General features: G+C 44.1%; 19 protein-coding genes and 2 pseudogenes. 1 reads left to right on the top strand and 20 read right to left on the bottom strand.

The window, feature by feature from the left end; all coding sequences use genetic code 11:
- Window positions 1-10: 10 nt before the first annotated feature.
- From LI288_RS01555 to mraZ, 8 genes and pseudogenes are all read right to left on the bottom strand, one after another.
- A pseudogene (locus tag LI288_RS01555) lies at window positions 11-658 on the bottom strand (penicillin-binding transpeptidase domain-containing protein); the annotation flags it as partial.
- A gap of 48 nt (window positions 659-706) precedes the next feature.
- Window positions 707-2,476, bottom strand: coding sequence for a recombinase family protein (locus LI288_RS01550; RefSeq protein ID WP_227089213.1), 1,770 nt, complete (start codon window positions 2,474-2,476; stop codon window positions 707-709).
- Window positions 2,477-2,639: 163 nt separating this feature from the next.
- The gene (locus LI288_RS01545) at window positions 2,640-3,575 is read right to left on the bottom strand and encodes a polysaccharide deacetylase family protein (RefSeq protein WP_227089212.1); all 936 of its coding nucleotides are present in this window, start codon (window positions 3,573-3,575) and stop codon (window positions 2,640-2,642) included.
- Window positions 3,576-3,711: 136 nt separating this feature from the next.
- Window positions 3,712-4,791 (bottom strand): annotated as a pseudogene (locus tag LI288_RS01540) (peptidoglycan D,D-transpeptidase FtsI family protein); the annotation flags it as partial.
- 172 nt (window positions 4,792-4,963) lie between these two features.
- A complete protein-coding gene (locus LI288_RS01535; RefSeq protein ID WP_227089211.1) occupies window positions 4,964-6,898 on the bottom strand; it encodes a peptidoglycan D,D-transpeptidase FtsI family protein in 1,935 nt (644 codons plus the stop codon).
- A gap of 23 nt (window positions 6,899-6,921) precedes the next feature.
- Complete coding sequence (locus tag LI288_RS01530; RefSeq protein WP_022433451.1) at window positions 6,922-7,428, bottom strand: hypothetical protein; 507 nt, start codon at window positions 7,426-7,428, stop codon at window positions 6,922-6,924.
- Between the two features lie 58 nt (window positions 7,429-7,486).
- On the bottom strand, window positions 7,487-8,425 hold the full coding sequence (gene rsmH / locus LI288_RS01525; RefSeq protein ID WP_022433452.1) for a 16S rRNA (cytosine(1402)-N(4))-methyltransferase RsmH: 939 nt from the start codon (window positions 8,423-8,425) through the stop codon (window positions 7,487-7,489).
- A gap of 40 nt (window positions 8,426-8,465) precedes the next feature.
- Complete coding sequence (gene mraZ / locus LI288_RS01520; protein WP_022433453.1) at window positions 8,466-8,903, bottom strand: division/cell wall cluster transcriptional repressor MraZ; 438 nt, start codon at window positions 8,901-8,903, stop codon at window positions 8,466-8,468.
- A gap of 357 nt (window positions 8,904-9,260) precedes the next feature.
- Between mraZ and ychF the strand changes: the two genes are divergently transcribed.
- Complete coding sequence (ychF, locus tag LI288_RS01515; protein WP_022433454.1) at window positions 9,261-10,358, top strand: redox-regulated ATPase YchF; 1,098 nt, start codon at window positions 9,261-9,263, stop codon at window positions 10,356-10,358.
- Between the two features lie 65 nt (window positions 10,359-10,423).
- Here the strand turns inward: ychF and rpe are convergent, their stop codons facing one another.
- From rpe to LI288_RS01455, 12 genes are all read right to left on the bottom strand, one after another.
- A complete protein-coding gene (gene rpe / locus LI288_RS01510) occupies window positions 10,424-11,071 on the bottom strand; it encodes a ribulose-phosphate 3-epimerase (RefSeq protein WP_022433455.1) in 648 nt (215 codons plus the stop codon).
- A 19-nt stretch (window positions 11,072-11,090) separates the two neighbouring features.
- A complete protein-coding gene (gene rsgA / locus LI288_RS01505; protein WP_227089210.1) occupies window positions 11,091-11,969 on the bottom strand; it encodes a ribosome small subunit-dependent GTPase A in 879 nt (292 codons plus the stop codon).
- An 11-nt stretch (window positions 11,970-11,980) separates the two neighbouring features.
- Window positions 11,981-13,864: a Stk1 family PASTA domain-containing Ser/Thr kinase gene (gene pknB, locus LI288_RS01500; protein WP_227089209.1), complete on the bottom strand. Its 1,884-nt coding sequence runs from the start codon at window positions 13,862-13,864 to the stop codon at window positions 11,981-11,983.
- A gap of 20 nt (window positions 13,865-13,884) precedes the next feature.
- On the bottom strand, window positions 13,885-14,604 hold the full coding sequence (locus tag LI288_RS01495; protein WP_022433458.1) for a Stp1/IreP family PP2C-type Ser/Thr phosphatase: 720 nt from the start codon (window positions 14,602-14,604) through the stop codon (window positions 13,885-13,887).
- 26 nt (window positions 14,605-14,630) lie between these two features.
- Window positions 14,631-15,686, bottom strand: coding sequence for a 23S rRNA (adenine(2503)-C(2))-methyltransferase RlmN (rlmN, locus tag LI288_RS01490; RefSeq protein WP_022433459.1), 1,056 nt, complete (start codon window positions 15,684-15,686; stop codon window positions 14,631-14,633).
- Window positions 15,687-15,711: 25 nt separating this feature from the next.
- A complete protein-coding gene (gene rsmB, locus LI288_RS01485) occupies window positions 15,712-17,016 on the bottom strand; it encodes a 16S rRNA (cytosine(967)-C(5))-methyltransferase RsmB (RefSeq protein WP_227089431.1) in 1,305 nt (434 codons plus the stop codon).
- Window positions 17,017-17,035: 19 nt separating this feature from the next.
- Window positions 17,036-17,746 carry a zinc metallopeptidase gene (locus LI288_RS01480; protein ID WP_227089208.1) on the bottom strand — a complete coding sequence of 237 codons (711 nt, stop codon included), beginning with the start codon at window positions 17,744-17,746 and terminating at the stop codon, window positions 17,036-17,038.
- 164 nt (window positions 17,747-17,910) lie between these two features.
- A complete protein-coding gene (gene fmt / locus LI288_RS01475; protein ID WP_227089207.1) occupies window positions 17,911-18,882 on the bottom strand; it encodes a methionyl-tRNA formyltransferase in 972 nt (323 codons plus the stop codon).
- A 117-nt stretch (window positions 18,883-18,999) separates the two neighbouring features.
- On the bottom strand, window positions 19,000-19,473 hold the full coding sequence (gene def / locus LI288_RS01470) for a peptide deformylase (protein ID WP_022433463.1): 474 nt from the start codon (window positions 19,471-19,473) through the stop codon (window positions 19,000-19,002).
- A 32-nt stretch (window positions 19,474-19,505) separates the two neighbouring features.
- On the bottom strand, window positions 19,506-21,719 hold the full coding sequence (gene priA, locus LI288_RS01465; protein ID WP_227089206.1) for a replication restart helicase PriA: 2,214 nt from the start codon (window positions 21,717-21,719) through the stop codon (window positions 19,506-19,508).
- 53 nt (window positions 21,720-21,772) lie between these two features.
- The gene (locus LI288_RS01460; protein ID WP_227089205.1) at window positions 21,773-23,263 is read right to left on the bottom strand and encodes a UDP-N-acetylmuramoyl-L-alanyl-D-glutamate--2,6-diaminopimelate ligase; all 1,491 of its coding nucleotides are present in this window, start codon (window positions 23,261-23,263) and stop codon (window positions 21,773-21,775) included.
- A 287-nt stretch (window positions 23,264-23,550) separates the two neighbouring features.
- Complete coding sequence (locus tag LI288_RS01455) at window positions 23,551-25,230, bottom strand: formate--tetrahydrofolate ligase (protein ID WP_022433466.1); 1,680 nt, start codon at window positions 25,228-25,230, stop codon at window positions 23,551-23,553.
- Between the last annotated feature and the right edge of the window lie 30 nt (window positions 25,231-25,260).

Below are 25,260 nucleotides of genomic sequence, written 5' to 3'. Positions count from 1 at the left end.
TATTTTACTATCAATTCGGGTATATTTCAAGGTATGGAAGGATATTTTCAAAAAGTTCCCGGATCACGGGTGCTGCAATTGTACCACCGTAATATACGCCCTGCGGTTCATCAATCAGGCACATGGCAATCACCCGCGGATTGTCAACACTTGAAAAACCGACAAAGGAAGCGATGTATTTTCCCGAACCACGCGGCAGTTTTTGGGAGGTTGCCGTTTTCCCGCCAATGGAAAAGCCTTCAATGTACGCATTTTTTCCGCCGCCATCCTCTACAACCTGACGTAAAATGTCTTTCATGGTATTGCTCGTTTCCTCTGTAATGGCATCGGTTACGGTTTCATAACAGAATTCCTGTACGGTTTCTCCGTCTGCGCCCGCCGCCTTTACCGCAAAATGTGGTGTCACCAGTTTGCCGCCGTTGACAATTGCCGCCGCCGCACGCAGCATGATAACCGGTGTAATCTGAAACGACTGCCCGAAAGACATTGTTGCCAGCTCTACTTCTCCCACATTTTCAATTTTATGGATAATTGTCGAAGCTTCGCCCGGCAGATCAATTCCAGTCTTTCCCAGAATACCCAGCTTGCTTAAATACTCATAAAACCGTTCATTACCAACCCGCCGTCCCCACTCAATAAATGCAGGATTACAGCTGTTTATGTATGATTCCTTCCGTCTGTTATATACTTGTCTTTATACGTTTCTCTATATCTGCCCGTCTGTTTTCTTTGTCTGTTTATCCTGCTGTATTCCTGTACTTACATCCTCCCAACAGCCTCCATTTTTGCCCATGCTGACATACCGGATTCTGCCCTGCTGTTTTAATTCTTTTAACTTTTGCAGGATATTTCCCTGGGAATACCCTGTATATTCTGCAATTTCCGCTGTGGTCAGCCGATTTTGGCTTAAAAAAAGCTGTTCTATCTTTTGAATACTCTCCTGCCTTTTTTTCATTTTGGCATGGATATGACGGTAAGGTATCATCCGGCACGCTCCTGTCCGGTAGCAGACACACAGGCGGTTATCGGGATAAACGGTTATTTCAGACAGCGTGTTTTGTACCACCGCCTGACGGACGGCTTCCTGACCTTCTTCTGAATACAGATACTGACGGATAGCAAAAAGCCGCTGCCCGGGCTTTGCCGTATCGTTTCGTTTTTCCTGCTCTGTCATCTGATTTATCTGCTGTGCCAGCATTTCCGATGCCAGTTTATAATCACTGTCACTCACAATCCCGTCCATATACTTTTGAAGCAGGTTCTTTTTCTTTTCCCGTAACCGCCCATATTCCATGCAAAAGTCTTTACCGCACGGGTTCTTTTTTAAAACTTTTTCCAGCAATAAAAGGCCGTTTTCCGTCTGCGTTTTTATGCTTTCCATATCTTCTTTTTGAAACTGCTCCCACAAAAGCGGTTCCAGTTCTTTCTCATAAACTGTGATATTTTTACAGACTGTGCCATCCGGATTTTTCTCAAGCTGTCTGCCGCACATCCAATACACATTTCCTGCACTTCCTGTTCTTTTGCAGTACGCACATCCGCATTTTCCGCAGACGATTTTAAGGCAGTGCTGCGGCAGCGGGCTTCTTTCTTTTTGTTCTTTTGCCTGACTTTTGCTTTTCCGGGCATTTAACGCATCATTTGCCGCCTGCCACAGCTTTTCGCTCACGATTGCAGGGATTCTGTTTTCATGATAAATCCACTGCTCCTTTGGCAGGCAGCACTGTTTTTTTAATTCAAAATCATAATGCGTTTTATGCATTACAGCTGTTCCCTTATACAGTGGATTCTGAATCAGACGTCTTACGGTCACATCACTGACCGCACCGTTTTTGCGGTTTCTCATGCCCATCGCATACAATTCCTTTGCAATTTTCCTGCCGCCTGCACCGCCTGCGGACATCGCATAGATTCTGCGGATATAGACGGCTTCCGTTTCTTCTATTCTATAACCGTCTTTTTCTTTTCTGTAGCCGTAAACATTATTGTTGACGGTTAGTTTCCCGTCTATTTTCTTTTGCCGCCTTTTATGGGCATTATTAACCTTCTGGCTTAATTCTCTGGAATACTGCTCTGCAATGAGCGCTTTGATACCGGAAAGAAACGCATCCTGCGGCTCATAAAACTTTCTTTCCAGATACAGATACAGTCTGACATGATGTGCTGTAATGTGCTGAATAAATTCATGCCAGTCCCCGGCGTTGCGCATCAGACGGTCAATTGACTTAATTACAATGCAGTCAATCCGCTCCTGCTGCACATCCGCCATAAGACTGGCATATTGCGTTCTTTTTTTCGTTGTTGTTCCGCTTTCCTGTTCAATGTACTGACAGCAGATTACTCCGCCTAATGCCTGTACGATTTCCACAGACTCTGCCGCCTGTGTTTCAATGGCACGGTTTTGTGCCTCCTCTGTTGTAGAACACCGGTTGTAAATGGCACAACGCATTCCAGACAATACTTTTTCCTCACTCATTGTCTGCACCGCTTTCGATGTACTGCACTGCCATAAACCACTCCTCATACGTAATATACTGCTTTTCTAAGAGCAGCTGCATAATGGCTTTTTCATTTTCCTGATTCATCCGGATTTCCATGCCTGTATAGACTTACTATATTCTACGCAGGCAGAATCCCGATTATGAATGACGGTGCTGAACCGGCTTTGTATTTGCCGTTATCGGAAGAATCATATAGTCATTTGCCTGTAAATACTCGATAATTTCCGGCAGTGCTTCCACCGTTGTTGTCTTTGCACCGGCATCGTGCATCAGTACCACATATTCTTCACGGCTTCCGATTTCAGACAGGACATTCTGTACAATGGTATCCTTATCCACACATTTTGCACTGGCATCCCCTGAACTGACATTCCAGTCAAAGTATACAAATCCCTGTTCATTCAAAAAATTGATACAGTCTGAAATATCACAGTTGGCTACTTTATTGCTTGAACCGCCCGGAAATCTGTAAAACCACGTTGTCACGCCGGTCTGCTCATATAACCACTGCTGCATGCCTAAAACATCTTCTTTAAAGCTGTCAATAGATGCATACACCTGTGAATACTCATGAGAAACAGAGTGAATTGCCAGCGTATTGCCGCTTGAAACAATCCGTTTTAAGCTTTCTTCATTTTCTTCTCCCGGACTGCAGATTGTAAAAAATGTTGCTTTGACACCATACTGGTCCAGAATATCTAAAATTTTAGTTGTATTCGGACTTGGACCGTCATCAAATGTCAGATACACTTTTTTGCATCCCGGATATTCTCCTTCACCGTCTGTCTGCGGTGCTGCCGCCGTTGTCGTCTGCACTTCGGGCAGTGTTGCCTCCTGTGTTGTTTCTTCCTCAGCTGTCGTTGTTTCTTCTTCGCTTAACTTCTCTTCGGCAGCCGTTTCCTCTGCCACTCCCGCAGATACTTTCTGGGTATGCTTTTTAGAAGCTGCATGAACGGATACGGACACCAGCAATACAATCAGTACTAATACGGATACTGCAAGAATTACCGGTTTCTTTTTTAATCTCACTTTTTGTCCATGCAGACGAAGTTCTGGTCTTTTCACTCTTTTCATTTTTAAGTTCCCTCTTTCATTTTCTGGCTATAGACAGTATAATACGAAAATTTAAAAATACAAGACACAATTTCACTTTTTTCGACAAATTTCTTCCCCCGGACTTTATTTTATTTTTCCGGACAGAAACGCTCCTGTTCATGACAGTTTCCGTAAAGGTCTGTGTACCATGACCCGTTGTTTTATGACAACGGATTGTTCTATCCCCGACCTTTGTATTGCCGCCGCACGTATAGGAATCACTTAAATGTGCCACACCGGTTTCAAGTGCCGCCGTTGCCGTTACCATTTTAAAGACCGAGCCGGGTTCGTAGGTATCATTAATGCAGAAATTCCGCCACATCATATTGAGTAAATCCATTTTGGATTTGCTGCTGTCTTCTTCCGTTATCTCTATATTTAATTCATACGGTGTATTTAAATTATATTCCGGTGCATTAACCATCGCCAGCAGTTCACCATTCTGCGGATTCATCACGATAATTGATACACGCTTTGCCCCTTTTGCTTCTAATGTGCGGTCTGCAAGCTGCTCCGCATAAGCCTGGATATTGTAATCCAGACTGGTGTATAAATCACTGCCCGCAACCGGTTCTTTTCTGCTTTCTTCCGCCCCTTCCAGTTCAATGCCCCACGCATCCGTCAGTGTCAGAATCTGACCGCTGTTACCGGAAAGCAGGGCATCATATTTTGCTTCCAGTCCTAAAATGCCCTGATTGTCACTGCCTGTAAAGCCAAGTACTCTTGATGCCAGCGTTTCATACGGATAGTAGCGCTTATAATCTTCATCGACCTTGACACCCGCCATATTGTATTCCCGGATTTTATCCCCGGTTTCTTTGGAAACATTGGTCTGAATCCGCTCAATAGACGATACTTTTTCCACGCGCTTACGTACCTGTGCTTCATCCAGTCCCAATTCAGATGTCAGCATATGAATTACCGCTTCGGCATCCTGTATCTGGCTGTGAATAACGGAAATCGTACAGACTGTTTTATTATCGGCCAGCACAATGCCATTGGTATCTAATATTCTTCCGCGGGATGCCTTAATCACACGTTCCCGCTCATGCAGTTCTTCAGCTCTTGAAAGATAATACTGTGCCTGAAAAATCATGACATAGCCCAGTCTGCCAATCAGCAGCAGCATTGCCAGAAACACACAGGCTCCACAAATCATCAGTTTTTTCCGGTGTCTTGTATGCAGCCTGCCCATTGGGTCGTTTTTGCGCTCATCAATAATCTGCCAGCGCTTATCGTCCCTGTAACGTTCCTTCTGTCTGCGTATTCTTTGGGTTTCGCTTTCATTTTCCCACGGTTTCCACATAAAAATAACTCCGGATAAACGTTATTACATCTTATTAACGTCTGCCCGGAGTTATACTTTTTTATGGTGTTGCTGATGTACTATCCTGCACATTGGTATTCGGAACGGTAATGCCGACTGTATTTTCATCTTCACTGTCTGCTGCATCCACCGGCTCTGCCTCTGCATCTTTGAAAATATTCATGTACGGAAGCAGTTCCTCTAAAATATCATGGCTTAAAATCAGCGTATCTGAAGTAGTTCCACTCGTTCCCGTTGTTCCGTCCGGTTCATCAATCAATACATAAACCATCACCTGCGGATTATCCACCGGTGCGAAGCCGATGAAAGATACAATCCATTTTAAATCCTCTCGTTTGCCCTTCTGCGCCGTACCGGTCTTACCACCTATTGAATAACCGGTAACACCTGCTTTTTTTGCAAGTCCGTCATCAACCGTGGATTTTAAATACTTACGCAGCAGCTGCGATGTTGAAGCCGTTACTGTCTGACGCACCAGTGTTGGTTCAAAGGTCTTTACAACTTCACCCGTATCTTTTTCAATACGCTTTACAATATGCGGCTGGTAGTAATTTCCACCATTAATTAAAGAAGAAAAGGCTGCCCCCATCTGAATCATGGTTACATTGATATTCTGTCCGAATGCATTGGTTGCAACGTCTGTTTCTGACATATCGCTCTTTTTTATAATACCGTTTTCCTCTGACGGAAGATCGATTCCTGTCTTACTGCCAAAACCAAACAGTCTCTGGTACTGGGCGAATTTCACACCGCCAAGGCGTGCGGCAATATCCATCATTGCAGGGTTACAGGACTGCATCAGCGCCTGCTCCAGTGTAATATCCCCATGCTTGCCGGTTTTATTGTATACATGACAGCGGATGGTATAACCTCCGATTTCTTCATAACCGTTACAGTAAAAGACATCCCCGTCATATGTTACGCCCTCTTCCAGTCCCGAAGCGACGGTGAACGGCTTAAAGGTCGAACCCGGTTCAAAGGTTTCTGAAACACAGTAATTTCTCCAGATTTTATACAGCGAATTTGTCATGTCTTCATCGGACATCGTTGCCAGCTGTTCCTGGGAATACGAACTTTCAAGACTTCTTGGACTGTTCAGGTCAAAATACGGATAACTCGCCATACCAAGCACTTCTCCGTTATTCGGATTCATTACCAGTACCGCTGTTGCACTGGACGGCTTTTCTTCATTATATGCCGCAATGTGTTTTTCAATAATCCGCTGTACATTATAGTCAATGGTTGTCACAATATTGTTGCCGTCTACGGCATCTTTGGTTGTTTCCTGCACATCAAGATTATCATTGACATAACTGTAGGATACGCCGTCTGTTCCTGAAAGTTCATCATCATAATAGCTTTCCAGTCCCAGTTCACCGCCGTTTGCCGCACTTGCAAAACCAACAACATCACATGCCATAGTTGAAAATGGATATTTTCTGACATAGGAATTTTCAAACCACACACCCTTGATATTCGGATTGTTTTTTGTATCTGCAACAAGTGCCTTAAAATCAGCAATCTCATCCGAAGTCAGTCCCATCGCCAGACGCTCGTACTGGGAATCTTTCTTCACTGCCAATGTCTGTTCCAATTCCTGACGGTTTAACCCAAAACACTGTACCAGCGCATTTAAGGTCGGTTCTTTATACTTCTCATCGGAAAGCACCAGCTTCGGATCTAATATAAGGTTGTACACTCTTTCGCTGTACGCAAGGATATTTCCATTCGAGGTCAGAATCTGTCCCCGCTTATACGGAATTGTTGTTGACGTATACGTCTGATGGTCTAACACAGCTTTGGAATATGCATCACCGTGATTATAATTAATCCATGCGATTCTTCCTGCTAAAACTGCCAGTGCTGCCATAACACACAAAAAAGCAATGCCGGCTTTTTTGTGTACTTTTTTGAGCATTGCTTTTTTTCTTCTGTATTTATTTCGTTTTGCACGTTCCTGACTACTTTCTACCATTTATGTATCTCCAATGTATCTTTTTAGTCTGCATTCGGAATATTCTGATACTGCTTTACATATTCACTCTCGCCTGCTGCGTAACGGATAACCTGTCCTTTTGCCGGATAAACCATTCCCAGTTCATTGACAGCTGTATCATAAATTGCATCATAGTCGATATCGGCTTCTGCCTGTGCTTCACGTTCATCATTCTGTGACGTCAGGGTATTTAACTGCATTTCCAGATCAGATACTGCGGCTGCATTGGTCTTTACCTCAGACTGTAAATTCAGATACTGGTAGCACAGTCCGAACATCACAGCTACCACTGCCGTTACTGCCACTGTATAAAGAAAGTTCATCTTATTGGCACGTCGTATCTTTCTTTGCTGTTCCCGTTTTCTTTTTCGTTCTTCCTCAAGCTGTTCAATACTTGTCGGATCATTGGAATAAGGTTCTGCTACCTGCAGTTTTCTTACCGTATTTCCCTGAACATAACCGGTTCTTTTTTCATACTTTATGGTGTTTCCATAACTTTTGCGCGCCATTTACTTTCCTCCCTGCTGATTTTTTTTTACGTTTGTAAAACGTTACACACTTTTAAGCTTATCTCCTGCGTTCAAACACACGCAGCTTTGCGCTTTTTGCTCTTTTATTTTCTTCAAGCTCTTCTTCTGACGGAAGAATTGGCTTTCTTGTAATTACTTTTCCCTTAGATTTTTTCCCACATACGCACACCGGGAAATCCGGTGGGCAGGTACATGGATTTTCATTATTTTTAAACTGCACCTTTACAATCCGGTCTTCTAACGAATGGAATGTAATAATGCAGAAACGTCCTTTGTCATTTAAATGTTCAATCATGCTGTCAATTGAATTATTCAATACGTCCAGTTCATGATTCAGTTCAATCCGTATCGCCTGAAATGTCTTCTTAGACGGATGTCCTCCAACAGCCCTGCATTTCATTGGAATCGCCGCCTTGATAATTTCATTTAACTCAAATGTAGTTTCTATCGGCTTTTCGCTTCTTGCTGCCACAATATGCTTTGCGATATTCTTTGCAAATTTATCTTCACCATAATCCCGGATAATGCGGTAAAGTTCCATTTCGCTGTATTCATTCAAAATATCTTTTGCCGTCATCTGCTGCCGTCTGTCCATACGCATGTCAAGCGGTGCATCCGTCTTATAGGTAAATCCTCTTTCTGCGGTATCTAACTGGTAAGAAGACACGCCTAAATCCAAAAGAATCCCATCGACTCTTTCAATTCCTAAGTCCTTCAATACCATATCCATATTACAATAATTATTCCGTACAATGGTGACTCTGTCTGCAAACGGCTTTAACCGTTCACCGGCTGCTGCAATTGCCGCCTCGTCCTGATCAATGCCGATGAGTCTTCCTTTGGATGAAAGCCTGCTGGCAATTTCATAAGAATGTCCGCCACCGCCCAGCGTTCCGTCCACGTAGATTCCATCCGGTCTGATATTTAAATTGTCAATCGTTTCCTGCAATAATACAGACTTGTGTTTAAATTCCATGTTTTTCTCCATTTTCAAAACGCATCTTTTTACGGGCAGTCTAAATAGAAAATCCTAAACTCTCCATATTCTCTGCCACTTCATCCATATCGTCATCATAGCTGTCAATACATTCCTGCCAGCGTTCTTTACTCCAGATTTCCACGCGGTTGGCAACCCCGACCATCACAACTTCTTTTTCAAGTCCCGCAAATTCACGAAGAACCTGCGGCAGAAGAATTCTTCCCTGTTTATCAACTTCACAGGATGCCGCTCCTGCAAGGAAAAAACGTGCAAACTGTCTGGAGTTTTTATTGGTCAGCGGCAGCGACTGAAGCTTTTCTTCAAATGCCTGCCATGCATCCGGCGGATAAACAAAAAGGCAGCCGTCTAATCCCTTGGTTACGACAAAACCGTCCCCTAAGGCATCGCGGAACTTTGCAGGAACAATGACTCGTCCCTTACCATCAATTGTATGGTTGTATTCACCCATAAACATGATTGTTGTTCCTCCGTCTACCACTTTTTACCATTTGCCACCACTTTCCACCACTTTAGAGTCAATTCTATACTTATTTGTGGAAAAATACAAGTGTTTTTTTAGAATTTAACGCATTAAATTCACAGTTTTTCCGCCTGTCTGAAAGTTATCCACCGGATTTGACATCTTCCGCGTATTCTGCACCCTGATGACTGCTTTTTTGTTGTACCTGCCTATCGGAAAGATTTCATTTTTTTCTAAAGTTGGCACTACCATGTTGAATTCAATGCTTTTTTATAGTAAAATATACGGTTGTATCTGACATTTTTAAAAATCAGGGGAAATCCCCATAAAAACAAAGGAGATAGAGATTTTATGAAACTCGGTATTGTAGGTTTGCCAAATGTCGGCAAAAGTACGCTTTTTAACTCATTAACAAAAGCTGGCGCTGAATCTGCCAACTACCCGTTCTGCACCATTGACCCGAATGTAGGTGTCGTTGCCGTTCCGGATGAACGTTTAAACAAGCTTGCAGCATTATACAATTCTGCAAAGATTACCCCTGCCGTCATCGAATTCGTTGATATCGCAGGGCTTGTAAAGGGGGCTTCTAAGGGTGAAGGTCTTGGAAACCAGTTCCTTGCCAATATCCGCGAAGTTGATGCCATTGTTCACGTTGTCAGATGTTTTGAAGATTCCAATATTGTCCATGTAGACGGTTCTATCGACCCGCTCCGTGATATTGAAACGATTAATCTGGAGTTAATCTTTTCAGATATCGAAATTCTGGAAAGACGTCTTGCAAAACAGAAAAAAGCAGCTTACAACAATAAAGAAATTTTAAAAGAATGTGATTTAATTGAACGTCTGATTGCTTTCCTTGAAGCCGGAAATCTGGCTAAGAATTTTGAACTGGAAGACGATGATGAAGCAGCACTCATGAAAGAATATAACTTATTAACAGCAAAACCGGTCATCTTTGCTGCCAATGTTACAGAAGATGATTTACCGGATGACGGTGCTTCCAACAAATATGTAGCTTCTGTACGTGAATTTGCAGCAAAGGAAAACTGCGAAGTTTTCGTTATCTGCGCGCAGATTGAACAGGAAATCTCCGAACTGGATGATGACGAAAAGAAAATGTTCTTAGAAGACTTAGGCATCAGTTCTTCCGGTCTTGATAAGCTGATTGCCGCAAGTTACCGTATCCTCGGTCTGATCAGTTACTTAACTGCCGGTGAAACCGAAACCCGTGCATGGACAATCGTTAAAGGTACGAAAGCGCCGCAGGCTGCCGGAAAAATCCACAGCGATTTTGAACGCGGCTTCATCCGTGCCGAAGTTGTCAACTATCAGGATTTATTGGACTGTGGTTCTTATACAGCCGCCAAGGAAAAAGGACTTGTCGGTCTGGAAGGAAAAGAATATGTCGTAAAAGACGGCGATGTCATTTTGTTCCGCTTCAACGTATAAGCAAAAAAATATGCCTGTCAGATACCCGTGTTACTTGACGCATCTGACAGGCATATTTTTTGCTTTTACATCAGTTCCTTGAATTTTTTTACGTTTTCGGCAGCATCGCCTTTAAAGACGGCTGAACCGGCTACGATGATGTTGGCACCGGCATCAAGGGCGGCTCTGACGTTGTCGGTGTTGATTCCACCGTCTACTTCGATGTCTGCATGAAGCTGGTTTTCATCGAGCAGTTTTTTGATGCGGCGTATTTTATCGAGGGATTCCGGGATGAATTTCTGTCCGCCCGCGCCCGGTACGACACTCATCACCAGTACCATATCAACCTGATTCAGATACGGTTCTATGGCTGATACCGGAGTATCTGGATTTAAGGTGATTGCAGGCTTTACGCCGAGCTGGCGAATTGCCTCTAAGGTTGCTGCAACGTCTTTGCAGGCTTCGACATGTACAGTGATGATATCTGCTCCGCAGTCTGCAAAGTCTTTGACATAACGGATGGGTTCATCTATCATTAAATGCACATCAAACACCCTTTTGGTGCATGAACGGATGGATTTGATGACCGGCATGCCGTATGAGATGTTTGGTACGAACTGTCCGTCCATGACATCTATATGCACGTACTCCGCGCCTGCTTTGTCGATAGCTGCAATTTCCTCTCCCAGTTTTTTAAAGTCCGCCGATAAGAGCGATGGTGATAAAATATTCATGTTTCTTTTGATTCCTTCTTTAATACTTTTTTTGTTCTTTTAATTCCTGATACATTGTAGTATAACTCTCATAGCGCATTTTATGAATCTTTCCATCAGAAACTGCCGCTTTTACGGCGCAGTCCGGCTCATTCATATGCACACAGCCGTTAAACCGGCAGCTGCCCTCAAGTGGTTCAAATTCTGGAAAATAAAAACGCAGGTCTTCTTTTTCCAACTCCGGCAGATTCATTGAAGTAAATCCCGGTGTGTCCATCAGATACGACCGTCCGCTGATATGAAATATCTCGGAATGTCTTGTCGTATGGCGTCCTCTGCCGATTTTGCTGATGCCGCCTGTTTCCATCCTTGCATCAGGAAGTAAAAGATTGGTCATAGAGGACTTTCCCACACCGGAAGGCCCTGCAAGTACCGTTGTTTTACCTTCAAGAATCTCACATACTTTATCAATTCCTGTTTTTTCATAGGTACTGGTAAAAACAATCTGGCAGTCCGCGCCTGCGTAAATCTCCCGCAGATGCTCTTTTTCATCTGCTCCGATTAAATCTTCCTTATTAAAACAGATCACGGTCGGTACGTTCTGATAATCCATCATCACCAAAAAGCGGTCCAATAAATGAAAATTCGGCTCAGGATTTGCTGCCGCAAAAATAACCATTGCCTGGTCTACGTTTGCTGATGCCGGACGGATTAATTCATTTTTTCTTGGCAGAATCTCCGTAATATTACCTTTTGCCTGTTCTTCATCGAGTACTTCAATTGCAACCAAATCGCCGACCAGCGGCTTTACTTTGCGGTTTCTGAAAATGCCCTTTGCCTTACATTCATAAATGGTATCCGTTTCTTCCGCATAAACATAATAAAATCCTGCAATGCCTTTAATAATCTTTCCCTGCATACACGCTCCTGTTACTGTGCCGTATTACTGCCGGAAGCTGCCGTTGTCTTGACGGCTGCGGTTGTAGACTGGCTTGCTGCCGTTGTTGCAGGTTCTGTTGCCTTCTGATAGTGGCTGACTACGATTGTTACGGTTGTACCGCTCTCTAAAGATTCGCCTGAATTGTAACCCTGTGCCGTTACCAGTCCGTAGGTACCGGAGGTGGACTGATATGTTACAGACGGAACGAGTCCCTGGTCTTTGATTGCCTGCTTTGCAGCATCTTCTGTCAGACCGATAACATTTGGCATCTTTGCATAGCTGACCTTTTTACCCTGACTGACTGTAATTGTTACGGTATCTCCTTCTGATGCCGATGCATTTGCAGAAGGCGACTGGCTGATAACATTCCCCTGTTCTACAGAATCGCTGTAATCATATTCCACATCTACCGAAAATCCTGCACTCTTTAATGTTGATGTTGCCTTTGACTCAGACATACCGACAACATTATTGACCTTTACGCTGTCAGGTCCTGAACTGATGGTTAATGTAATCGTTGTATTTTTTGCAACGGATGTACCCTGCTTTGTACCCTGGGAAATGACATTGCCTTTTTCAACGGTTGAGGAAGCCTGATAACTTGCCTTATAGCCGAGTCCGACCTTATTTAATTCTTCCTTGGCTTCGTCTTCTGTCTTGCCGACTACGTTTGGAACAGAAACCTTTTCGGAAGAGGCTGTTGTAGCATTTGCCTGTGTCGTCTGCGCTGTTGTTTTTTCACTCTTTCCGCCAAATGAAACACCGCCTACCAGCTTTACAATCACAAATACAGCAATAATTAAAATAACCGCAATGATACCGACACCAATCCACTTTGTCATCTTATCAAGTTTATCGTTATTCTCATCGTCAATATCCAGTGTTTCATCATCATCGTCGTCATCATCTTCATCATCTGTAAGTCCGTCTGATAAATCATCGTCATCATCATTAAGATAATCATCTTCAATGTCGTCTTCCTCATCGGAAGAATTCTGTGGCTGCTCTGTCTGCTGTGCATACATCGGTGCAATTTTAACAAAGTCTTCTTCCGGCATGACAAGGGACTTTTTCAAATCCGCAATCAGATCAGACACCGTCTGGTATCTTCTCTCTGTTTTTTTCTGTGTACATTTTAAAACAATCTTATCCACGCTTAACGGTACATCTTCCGCAATCTCCGACGGCGCAGGAATTGCATCCTGAATGTGCTGTACGGCTACCGCGACGGTTGTATCACCGTCAAACGGCACTTTTCCGGTAAGCATTTCATACAGTGTGATACCAAATGAATAAATGTCGCTGCGCTCATCCGAATATCCGCCTCTTGCCTGTTCCGGTGACATATAATGCACAGAGCCCATGGCTGCTGATGAATTAATTGTACTTGAAGTTGCTGCTTTGGCAATGCCAAAATCCGTTACCTTAACCTTGCCTTCTTTGGAAATAATAATATTCTGTGGCTTAATATCACGGTGTACAATATGGTGCTTATGTGCTGCTTCCATACCGTTAGCAACCTGAATGGCAATGCTGACTGCCTCTTTATAAGGAAGCTTTCCTCTTTTTTCAATATATTTTTTCAGGGTAATTCCCTCAACCAGCTCCATGACAATGTAGTGAATTCCGTTTTCTTCGCCTACATCATAAACATTGACAACATTCGGGTGTGAAAGCCCTGCTGCCGACTGTGCTTCGACCCGGAACTTGGATACAAAACTGGTATCCTGGCTAAATTCCGGCTTTAAGACTTTGATTGCAACATAACGGTTCAACTTATGGCATTTTGCCTTATAAACATCAGACATGCCGCCGTTTCCGATTTGCTCCAGAATTTCATATCTGTCCGCTAAAAACATTCCTTTTCTTAACATCCTACCATTTACCTTTCCTGTTACGGTTCTATAATCATTACAGTAATATTATCTTTTCCGCCGTTTGCATTGGCTGCTGCGACCAGATTTTTCGCAGCGGTTTCAATATCCGGGGCAGACTTTACAATCTTTAAAATATCCGCATCCTCAACCATATTGCTCAGTCCGTCCGTACACATAAGAATACAGTCATTTGGCTTTAAATCAACGGAAAACATTTCGGCCTCCACGGTATCATACCCGCCAATTGCCCTTGTAATAATATTTTTCTTTTCATGATTACGTGCCTGTTCCCTGTTAATCTCACCCATGCTGACCATTTCTTCCACTAGAGAATGATCCCTTGTAATCTGTGTAATTTCATTTCCTAAAATATATAACCGGCTGTCTCCGACATTGGCAACCCGTAAAATATTATCATACACGGTTGCCGCTACCAATGTCGTTCCCATTCCTTCATAATTCTCTGATTCCGCTGCCTTTTGTAATAACCTGCGGTTGACCTGTGTTACGGCATTGTTAATAATCGAAACCGGGTCTTTTAGCGTTGAATCCTGCACAAGCGATACAAATGTTTCTACTGTATATCTTGATGCCATGTCCCCCGCCTTATGTCCTCCCATTCCGTCTGCTACTAGAAACAGATTCGGCAGACTGCCGGTTTCAGTCAGCGAATAATAAACGTAGTCCTGATTGACACTTCTCTCCCGTCCTACATCCGTAACTGCCTGAACCTTCATCATTTCCTCCATTCCGCTGTAATTCATTATTGTTGTGATTCCATATAGCTCTTTCTTAATTGTCCACAGGCACCATCAATATCTCTGCCCATTTCCCTTCTTATTGTAACATTTATTCCGTTTCTTTCAAGCTTATTTTTAAAAGCCGCTATTGCCTGCTTTTCGGACTGCCTGTAATCGCGTTCCTTAATCGGATTGACCGGAATCAGATTCACATGGCAGTTCATGCCATGTAAAAGTCCGGACAACTGTTCTGCGCACTCCTGTGTGTCGTTGACACCTTTGACAAGACTGTACTCAAAAGAAATGCGTCTTCCAGTCTGTTTTAAATAATACCGGCAAGCTTCCATAATCTGCTCAATTGAATATTTATTGGCAATCGGCATCATGGTCTTTCTTAATTCATCATTCGGTGCATGAAGGGAGATTGCCAGCGTAATCTGTAACTGCAGGTCTGCAAGTTCCCGTATCTTATCCACCAGTCCACAGGTCGATACCGTTATATTTCTTGCGCTGATATGTAGCCCCTTGTCTGAATTGATTAATTTTAAAAACTGTACCACATTTTGAAAATTATCCATCGGTTCTCCCGAACCCATAATGACAATGTTGTCAACCCGCTCCCCGGAAATCGTCTGGATCCGGTATATCTGGTCTAACATTTCCGACGGTGCCAGATTACGCACCATGCCGTCCAGTGTCGATGCACAGAAGCGGCAGCCCATGCGGCAGCCCACCTGCGAAGAAATACACACGGAATTGCCGTGGTGATATTTCATCAGGACACTCTCAATTAAATTGCCGTCATACAGCTTGAATAAATATTTCGATGTGCCGTCAATCTGTGATACCTGCACCCGCTCTGCGGTCAGTGCCGTCAGACGGCAGTTTTCTTTTAATGTTTTTCTTAAACTTTCCGGCAGGTTTGTCATCTGCTCAAAATCCGTTACCAGTTTCTGATGCAGCCACTGATACACCTGTGATGCCCGGAATTTTTTCTCGCCCAGCTGCTCAAAATATGCCTGCAGCTGTGCTTCATCCATTGATTTAATATCTATTAATTCTAAAGAATCGTTATTCACACTTCTTCTCCGTTCCGCAGGTATTTTAAAGTTTCTTTCGAAATTTCACCATAAAAAATCCGTCTGTTCCGTCTATGCCCGGCAGAAGCTGTTTCGCACTGCCTTCACGTACAAATGGAAAGTTCTTTTCAAACCATGCGGCATTCTCTTCATTTTCCGGCCGGCTGATGGTACATGTACTGTACACCAGTGTACCGCCCGGTTTTACATACTCCTGCACAACCGTTAAGATTTCACGCTGTAATGATGCAAGCTGTTCAATCTTTTCAATATCCGTATGATACTTGATATCCGGCTTTCTGCCGATAATGCCAAGTCCCGAACACGGCAGATCCGCAAGCACAATATCGGCACTTTCCTTTGATGCCGTATCGGAAACTCTTGCATCCCACTCTTTTACAGAAATGTTATCCAGTCCGAGCCGCGCTATATTTTCACGGATAAGCTGTGTCTTTAACGGTGTTAAATCTCTCGCCTCAACACTACCGTCTGTAAGTTTTAATGCTACATTCATGCTCTTTCCGCCCGGTGCCGCACATACATCAATAATACGGTCATGTGGTGCAGGAGATGCCAGTTCTCCCGCAAGCATGGAACTGATGTCCTGTACAAAAAATTCACCCCGCTGAAAGCTTTCACAGGCAAGCAGATAATCATATCCTGTAATTTTTAACGCATACGGAAGTCCTTCCACTGCCTCAGCCTGAATATTTTCACTGAGCAGATGTGCCTTTAATTCCTCTACCGTAAGCTTTTTCGTATTACAACGGATATACGTTGTCTTTTCCTTATAAAAGCCCGCGAGTATAGATTCTACTGTTGTATCATCAGCCTGTTTCTTAAAAAATGCCACCAGTTCTTCCGGCATGGAATAACGCACGGATAAATATTTTACCGGTTCTTTTTTCTGGTCCGGATATTCGCAGGCGCAGTCATTTCTTGCAATATTTCTTAAAACACCGTTTACAAAGCCTTTTAAATTCACAAAATGGCGTTTTCCTGCCAGCTTTACCGCTTCGTTGCAGACTGCTGATACCGGCACATTATCCATATATTTCAGCTGATACACCGACATCTCCAAAAGACTGCGGATCAGCGGTTTCATCTTCCTTACCGGTGTTTTGGAATACTGATTAATGATATAATCCAATTCAATCCGCCGTTCCAGCGTTCCCTGTGCCAGCCTTGTAATAAAGCTGCGCTGGTGCTTTAACAGATACTGGTATTTTTTGAGTGCCGCACCAATCACCAGATGGCTCATGGCTTCGGGGCGGTTTAATTCCAGCAGAATATCCAGTACAATTTCGCGTTCATTAACGCTGTCTGCCATATCCTTTGTTGTCTTGTCTTTAGTCACGGTCATTTCCTCCAAACAGGCGAAGCAGTCTTAATAACTGCAATACTGCGGTTGCCGCAGCCGCAACATAAGTGAGTGCCGCCGCAGATAAAACCTTTCTTGTATCCGATACTTCATCTTTTTGTAAAATTCCGGTTTCGGACAACAGCTTTAATGCCCTGCCGGATGCGTTAAATTCGACCGGAAGCGTCACAAGCTGAAACAATACCGCCGCCGAAAACATCAGAATACCAATCATAATCAGTGTATGACTGCCGCCAAAGAAAATGCCAAGAATAATAAAAAGCCACGATAACTGTGAGCCTATATTGGCAACCGGCACAAGTGCGCTTCGAAATGACAGCGGTGCATAGCCTCTTGCATGCTGGATCGCGTGTCCACACTCATGTGCCGCAACACCGACTGCCGCTACCGATGTACTCGCATAGACGGCATCAGAAAGATTTAATGTCTTGTTTCTTGGGTCATAATGGTCTGTCAGTTTTCCCGATACCCGCTGGATTGCCACATCATAAATGCCCTGTGACTGCAAAATACGTTCTGCCGCCTGCGCCCCGGTCATGCCTGAGCGGCTACGTACCCTGGAGTATTTTGAGAATCTGGAATTGACCAGAAACTGTGCAAACAGTGAAATCAATACTGATATGACAATCAGCATATACGTTGGGTCATAATAATAGTAACCATAATATCTTCCCGGCATAATATCCTCCAATCCGCAGACATTCCAATGTCGGAGGATACGCGAACTGAATGAATTCAGTTCTGCGATAAGGGCAGATTGATAATGCCTGCTTTATCAATCTGCCGTATGAACAGGCTTAAATATAAGGCCTGTTCATACTTTCCTCCAATCCGCAATCTAAATTATTTTCCGAGTTCCATTCCTTTTTCCAGACGGCTTCCACGTAAGAAAGCATCCGATGTCATGCGCTTTTTACCCTCTGCCTGGACTTCATTGACTTTTAACAAATCCTTTCCGCACCCGATAAAAAAGGTGTGTGGCAGCACTGCTGCAATCTGTCCCGGCTCTGCACCTTTAAAATCTGTGCTGTATTCCGGAAATTCTGCTTCTGCCTGTTCCTTTGTATACACATCCGCATCCCAGATTTTGAGCATTTTCCCGTTTAAATGAGTAAATGCGCTCGGCCACGGATTCAGTCCGCGAATCAGCCGCTCTAATGCATCCGCTTCCTTTGAAAAGTCCAGCTCACCGAATGATTTTTTTATCATCTTTACATAAGAAGCTTCTTCTTCGTTCTGCTTCTGCGGCTTTAAGGTTCCGGCTTTCGCCTCCTCTAAGGTCTTTACAAGAAGCTGTGCGCCTACATCGCTTAAACGGTCAAACAGACTGCCGCCGGTTTCCTTCGGGTCAAGCTTTACTTTTTCTGTTAAAAGAATATCTCCGGTATCCAATCCTTCATTCATCTGCATGGTTGTTACACCGGAATATTCACAACCGTCAATGACTGCCCACTGAATTGGCGCCGCACCACGGTATTTCGGAAGCAGGGAAGCATGGACATTGATACAGCCGTATTTCGGCATATGAATAATTTCTGCCGGAAGCAGTTGTCCGAATGCCACAACTACAATCACATCTGCTTCATATCCTCTTAATTCTTCAATAAATGCTTCTTCTCTGGCACGCTGTGGCTGTAATACCGTCAGATTGTGCTTTAACGCCGCTTCCTTGACCGGTGACATGCTCATTGCACCGCCTCTGCCCTTTGGCTTATCCGGCTGTGTCACAACCGCCGCCACTTCATGTCCGGCGGCAAGCACGGCCTCTAGTGTTCCCACCGAAAAATCCGGTGTACCCATAAAAATAACTCTCATATACTCTCCATTTCCGGACGACTTTACTGCAAAACAGCGATTTTCCGTCTGCCTTTTAAAATACCTGCTTTATCGGAAAGCAGCATCTGCATAAATAAACTTCAATTTATGGTTTATTTACGCTTCATCGTCCTCTTTATCAATCTGCATCATTTCAGTTGCTTTATCAACATACATCACACCGTCAAGGTGGTCGATTTCATGGCACAGACATCTTGCAAGCAGTTCTGTTCCTTCGATAATGTACTCCTGCATATTTTCATCATATGCCTTGACCTTTGCATAGTTTGGACGGGTTACGATACCGACTTTATTCGGCACGCTCAAACACCCTTCCTGACCGGTCTGCTCGCCGCTTGTTTCCAGAATAACCGGATTAATCAGCACTAACGGTTCTTCACCGCAGTCAATAACTACAAGGCGTTTTCTGATACCGACCTGCGGTGCGGCAAGCCCGACACCGTCCGCATCATACATTGTTTCAAACATATCATCAATTAATTCCTGAATTCTCGGTGTAACCTCTGTAATTTCTTTTGCTTTTTTTCTTAAAATTTCATCGCCTAAAACCCTGATATTTCTAATCGCCATTTTTATCCTCTTTCTATATTTTATATTTTCTATCAATTAAAATCAAACTGCAGTCCAATGCTGCGAAACAATGTATTTTCCCTGCAAAGCGTTTCCAGCCTGTCCTTGCACGCTGTCAGCTTCTCATAAGCCGTAGCTTTTAAATACACAACCTGATTATAATAATCATTTCTTTTATAAACACCTGCTGCAACCGGACCTGTAATGCGTACCTGTTCTTTTTTCCATTCGGGAATTACTTCCTTTAAAAAGGTACATGCGGCAAGCAGCTGTTCTTCATTTTTTGAAGAAAGGGTCACCATCAGCATATTGCAGACCGGCGGATAATCCATAATCGAGCGGAAAGCAATTTCTTCCTCATAAAATTGCTCATAATTCTGCGCCGCGGCGGCGGCAATGCTGTAGTGCTGCGGTGTATATGTCTGAATCACGACTTCTCCTGCCTGCCTTCCGCGTCCCGCTCTGCCTGCCGCCTGTGTCAGCAGTTCAAAGGTCCGCTCTGCCGCCCGGTAATCTCCGGCATACAGCGACATATCTGCCGCCAGTACACCTACCAGCGTTACATTGGGAAAATCATGCCCCTTTACAATCATTTGCGTTCCTACTAATATATCGGCTTCCTGCGCCGAAAATGCAGCCAGTATCTTTTCATGGCCTTCCTTGCCTGCCGTGGTATCCATATCCATGCGCAAAACCCGCGCCTGCGGATACATTTTTTTCACAGCTTCCTCTATCTGCTGTGTACCGGCACGGAATCCTGAAATATACTTTGAGCCGCATACCGGACACCGTGTAACCCGCGGCTGTTCGTACCCGCAGTAATGGCAGACCATTTTCCCGTTTTTATGCTCGGTAAGGGAAATATCGCAGTGCGGGCATTTTAAAACATGTCCGCACATACGGCAGGACACAAATCCCGCATAGCCTCTTTTATTTAAAAAAAGTATAATCTGTTCCTTTGCCGCCAGCCTCCGCTGTATCAGCTCCTGTAGACGGCGTGAAAAAACAGAGCGGTTGCCGCACTTTAATTCTTCCCGCAAATCCACCGTATATACGGCAGGCAGTGTGCCGCTTGCACGCCGGGGCAGTTCTAACAGGGTATATTCGTTTTTCTTTGCCCGGTAAAATGCCTCTACGGACGGTGTCGCCGAGCCGAATACCACACCTGCGCCGCACATTTTGGCAATGTGGACTGCCGTTTCCCGCGCATGGTAACGCGGCGCCTGTTCACTTTTATAAGCCCCTTCGTGTTCTTCATCCATGATGATAAGCCCAAGATTTGTAAAAGGTGTGAACAAAGCGGAACGCGGTCCGATCATAATACTGATTTCTCCGCGCATGGCACGTAAAAACTGGTCATACCGCTCTCCCTTGGACATTCTCGAATGTAAAACCGACACCTGACTGCCAAACCGCCTGTAAAAACGCTGTACCGTCTGAAAGGTCAGGGCGATTTCAGGAATCAGGACGATTGCCTGTTTTCCCTGCGCCGTCACGTGCTGTATCATTTCAATATAACAGAGTGTCTTTCCGCTTCCTGTTACACCGTACAGCAGCCACGGTTTCCGCTCCCCCGCATCAAACTGCGTACAAAACTGCGTGACCGCCTTCTGCTGGGCTTCATTTGAAATGAGCCGTTCCTGTCCGGGGGCTGTTTCCCGCACCGGATTACGATACAGCTCCTGTGTTTCCACCGTAATGACATTTTGCTTTTCCAATGCCTGAATTGTCTGTGTCGTTATCTGATACTGCTCCTTTAAAACTGCCGTGTCCAGTCCGTTCTCATCTGTTTTACAGAGTGCTTTTAACAGCCGCACCCTTGCCACGGCATTTTTCTTTTCATACAGTGCCAGATATTCTGCCGCTTTTTCCTTTGATACGGCAAGGCGCACTGTCTTTTTTTCTTTCTGTCGCACTTTTTCCTTTACCGGAAGCACCGTTTTTAAAGCCTGATTCATTGTCGAGCCGTACTGCTTTTTTAACCACGCCGCAAGCTGTATCATACGTCCGACTGCCTGAATCCCGCTTTGGGATACGCTGTCGATGTCTTTTATTTTCTCAGCCGGAATCTTGGGGGTACTGCCGATACCGATGACATATCCTGTCAGCAGACGGTTTCCCCTGCCAAACGGAATCTGCACCATAACCCCAATCTGCACTTCATTTTCCAATTCGGGAGGAATCCTGTACTGAAAGGTTTTATCCAGTTGTTCCTGTGAAATATCCACAATAATATCTGCGTACATGGTGCCTCCTTTTTTGATTGGACGGACATTATCCGTATATTAATCCCGGCATTTTAAACATTTTTTTCCGCCAGTTCTTTTAAAACTTCGGCAATCAGCACTCTTTCATCCATCGGATGCTTCACGCCCTTGATTTCCTGATAGTCTTCGTGACCTTTTCCGGCAAGAACAATAATATCGCCCGGTTCGCCGTGTTCAATCGCATAGCGGATTGCTTCTTTTCTGTCTGTAATGCTGATATATTTTCCGTCTGTCTTTGAAATGCCGGTTTTAATATCTTCAATAATGGCTTCCGGATCTTCAAATCTCGGATTATCCGATGTAATAATCGTAAAATCAGCCAGTTTTCCCGAAACCTCACCCATTTCAAAACGTCTTTCCTTAGAGCGGTTGCCGCCACAGCCGAATACGCACACCAGACGGTGCGGGTTATATTCTTTTAATGTTTCAAGTATACTTTTTAAAGACATGGCATTATGGGCATAATCAATCATCAGTGAAAATTCATCAGATACCTTTACCAGCTCGATCCTGCCCTTGACTTTGACTTCTGCCAGTGTCTTTTTTAACGTTTCCTGCGGCACCTGAAAATGTCTTGTAACCGCAATCGCACACAGTGAATTATAAACCGAGAACTTTCCCGGAAGATTGAGTGCCACGTCCATGTCCAGCGCACCGGTACAACGGTATGTAAGTCCCACCGTGCCTCTTTCATGCTTTAAGCAGATATCGCAGGCTCTAAGCTGTGCTTTTTCCGATAAACCGTAAGTTTCGATTTCACAGGTCGCATTTTTAATGACTTCTGCTGTATGCTTGTCGTCTGCATTGACAATGCCTGTTTTACACTGGCTGAAAAGCTTTGCCTTGCATGCCAGATATTCTTCAAAAGAAGCGTGTTCATTCGGTCCGATATGATCCGGTTCAAGATTGGTAAATACACCGATGTCAAATAAAATACCGGCGGTTCTGTCAAGCTTTAAGCCCTGTGAGGAAACCTCCATGACAACTGCCTTACAGCCTGCCTTTACCATTTTGGCAAACGATTCATGAATCTGATAAGACTCCGGTGTTGTATTGCAGGATGCCCAGCTTTCATCACCGATAATCGTTTCGATTGTACCGATTAAACCGGTTTTAATACCGCAGGCTTCCAGCACGTTGCGGATCATATAGGTTGTCGTTGTCTTTCCCTTTGTCCCCGTAATGCCGATTGTAAACAGCTTTTCTGCCGGATTGTCAAAATATGCGGCTGACATGAATGCCAGTGCATATCTTGTATTTTCAACCGAAACCACCGTTACCGTATCTGGAATCTGCGCCAGATATTCTTCCTTGCAGCCCTGCTGTACCACAATCACGGAAGCCTTCTGTTCTACTGCCGCCTGAATATATGTGTGTCCGTCACTGACCGCACCCACGATGCAGACAAATGCCGTATTTTCCCTGACTTTTCTGGAATCTGAAGTCAGACTTTCCACCTGCGTTTCCACACTCCCCGAAACCAGTGTATAAGAAAGCTTCTCCAGCAACTTTGATAAATTCATACTAATCCTCGTTTCTGAGCAACTTGTTGCGAAGAGGCGATGAGAAATTCGCACAAGCGATTTCTCATCTGCCATCATAGCTATTTGTTTTTGCTCAGAAACAAATAGCTGTGTGAACAAGCTTTCATTTATGGCTTGTTCACACTACTCCAATTCCGCAGGCATTTTAATGCCGGAGGAATCGCGAGCCAAATGTTAGATTTGGCTCTGCGATAATACACTTTGTGACGCCTGCGGCACAAAGTGCTATGCGAAAATCTTTGATTTAAGGATTTTCGCATTTCCCTCTAAAATAATCCCACAATTTTATTATTTTCTTCATCAAAATCAATACCGTACGCCGCCGGTTTCTTTGGAAGTCCCGGCATGGTGAGTACCTTGCCTGTCAGGACAACCACAAAGCCTGCGCCTGCATTGATATAAACTTCGCGGACATTAATCGTGAAATTTTCCGGACGACCGAGCAGTTTCGGATTATCTGAAAGTGAATACTGTGTCTTTGCCATGCAGACCGGAAGATTTCCAAAGCCCATTTCTTCAATGTGCTTTAATTCTTTCTTCGCGGCATCGGAATACGTTACGCCGTCTGCACCGTAGATTTCTTTTGCCACGGTTTCAATCTTTTCTTCCAGAGAAGCTTCATCTTTATAAAGCGGTTTAAATTCAGACGGTTTTTCCACAGCCTTTAATACCTTTTCAGCCAGTTCTACGCCGCCTTCGCCGCCTTTTTCCCACACCTTTGCCAGTGCAAATTCACAGCCCTGTTCTTCACAGTGTTTTTTAATAAACTCATATTCTTCCTGTGTATCGGTAATAAATGCATTTAAGGTTACAACAACCGGCACACCATACTTCTTAATATTTTCAATGTGCTTATCAAGGTTTGCAATACCCTTCTTTAAGGCTTCCATATTTTCCTGTCCGAGTTCGTCCTTTGGCACACCGCCGTTATACTTTAATGCACGCACGGTCGCTACAATGACAGCCGCAGCCGGTTTTAGGCCGGATAATCTGCACTTTATGTCAAAGAATTTTTCAGCGCCTAAATCTGCACCGAATCCAGCTTCCGTAACTGCATAATCCGCAATCTTTAATGCCAGCTTTGTTGCACGTACAGAATTACAGCCGTGTGCAATATTGGCAAACGGACCGCCGTGTACAAGTACCGGTGTATTTTCCAACGTCTGTACCATATTTGGCTTTAATGCGTCCTTTAATAAAACTGCCATTGAGCCGGTTGCCTGGATATCATCTGCCGTAACCGGGTCTCCGTCTACGTTGTACGCCACAATCATTTTTCCGAGACGTGCCTTTAAATCCTTCATATCGTTTGCAAGACATAAAACACCCATGATTTCAGAAGCCACCGTAATAATAAAATGGTCTTCTCTCATAATGCCGTCTGCCTTGCCGCCCATACCGATAATAATATTTCTCAACTCTCTGTCATTCATATCCACACAGCGTTTCCAAACAACACGCTTTGTATCAATGCGGAGTGCATTGCCCTGATGAATATGATTGTCTAACATTGCCGCAAGCAGATTGTTTGCAGATGTAATTGCGTGGAAATCTCCCGTAAAATGCAGATTTAAATCTTCCATCGGCACAACCTGGGCATATCCGCCGCCTGCCGCACCGCCTTTGATACCAAAGCACGGTCCTAAGGATGGCTCTCTTAACGCTGCCACTGCATTTTTACCCATATGACAGAGGGCTTCTGTCAGTCCGATACTGATTGTTGTCTTTCCTTCGCCTGCCGGTGTCGGGTTGATTGCCGTAACAAGAATCAACTTGCCGTCTTCATTTTTTTCAAGTGCTTTTGCTGCTTCATCGGAAATCTTTGCTTTATACTTTCCGTAAAGCTCCAGGTCGTCTTCATTGGTAATGCCTGCCTTTGCAGCTACCTTTCTGATGTCAAGCATTTTTGCTTCCTGTGCGATTTCAATATCTGTTTTTACTGCCATTTTTTCCTCCTGCCTGCTATAAATTTATAG

The sequence above is a fragment of the Lachnospira pectinoschiza genome, assembly GCF_020564355.1.
GTDB lineage: Bacteria > Bacillota > Clostridia > Lachnospirales > Lachnospiraceae > Lachnospira > Lachnospira intestinalis.
This window is presented reverse-complemented; position numbering and strand designations above follow the sequence as displayed.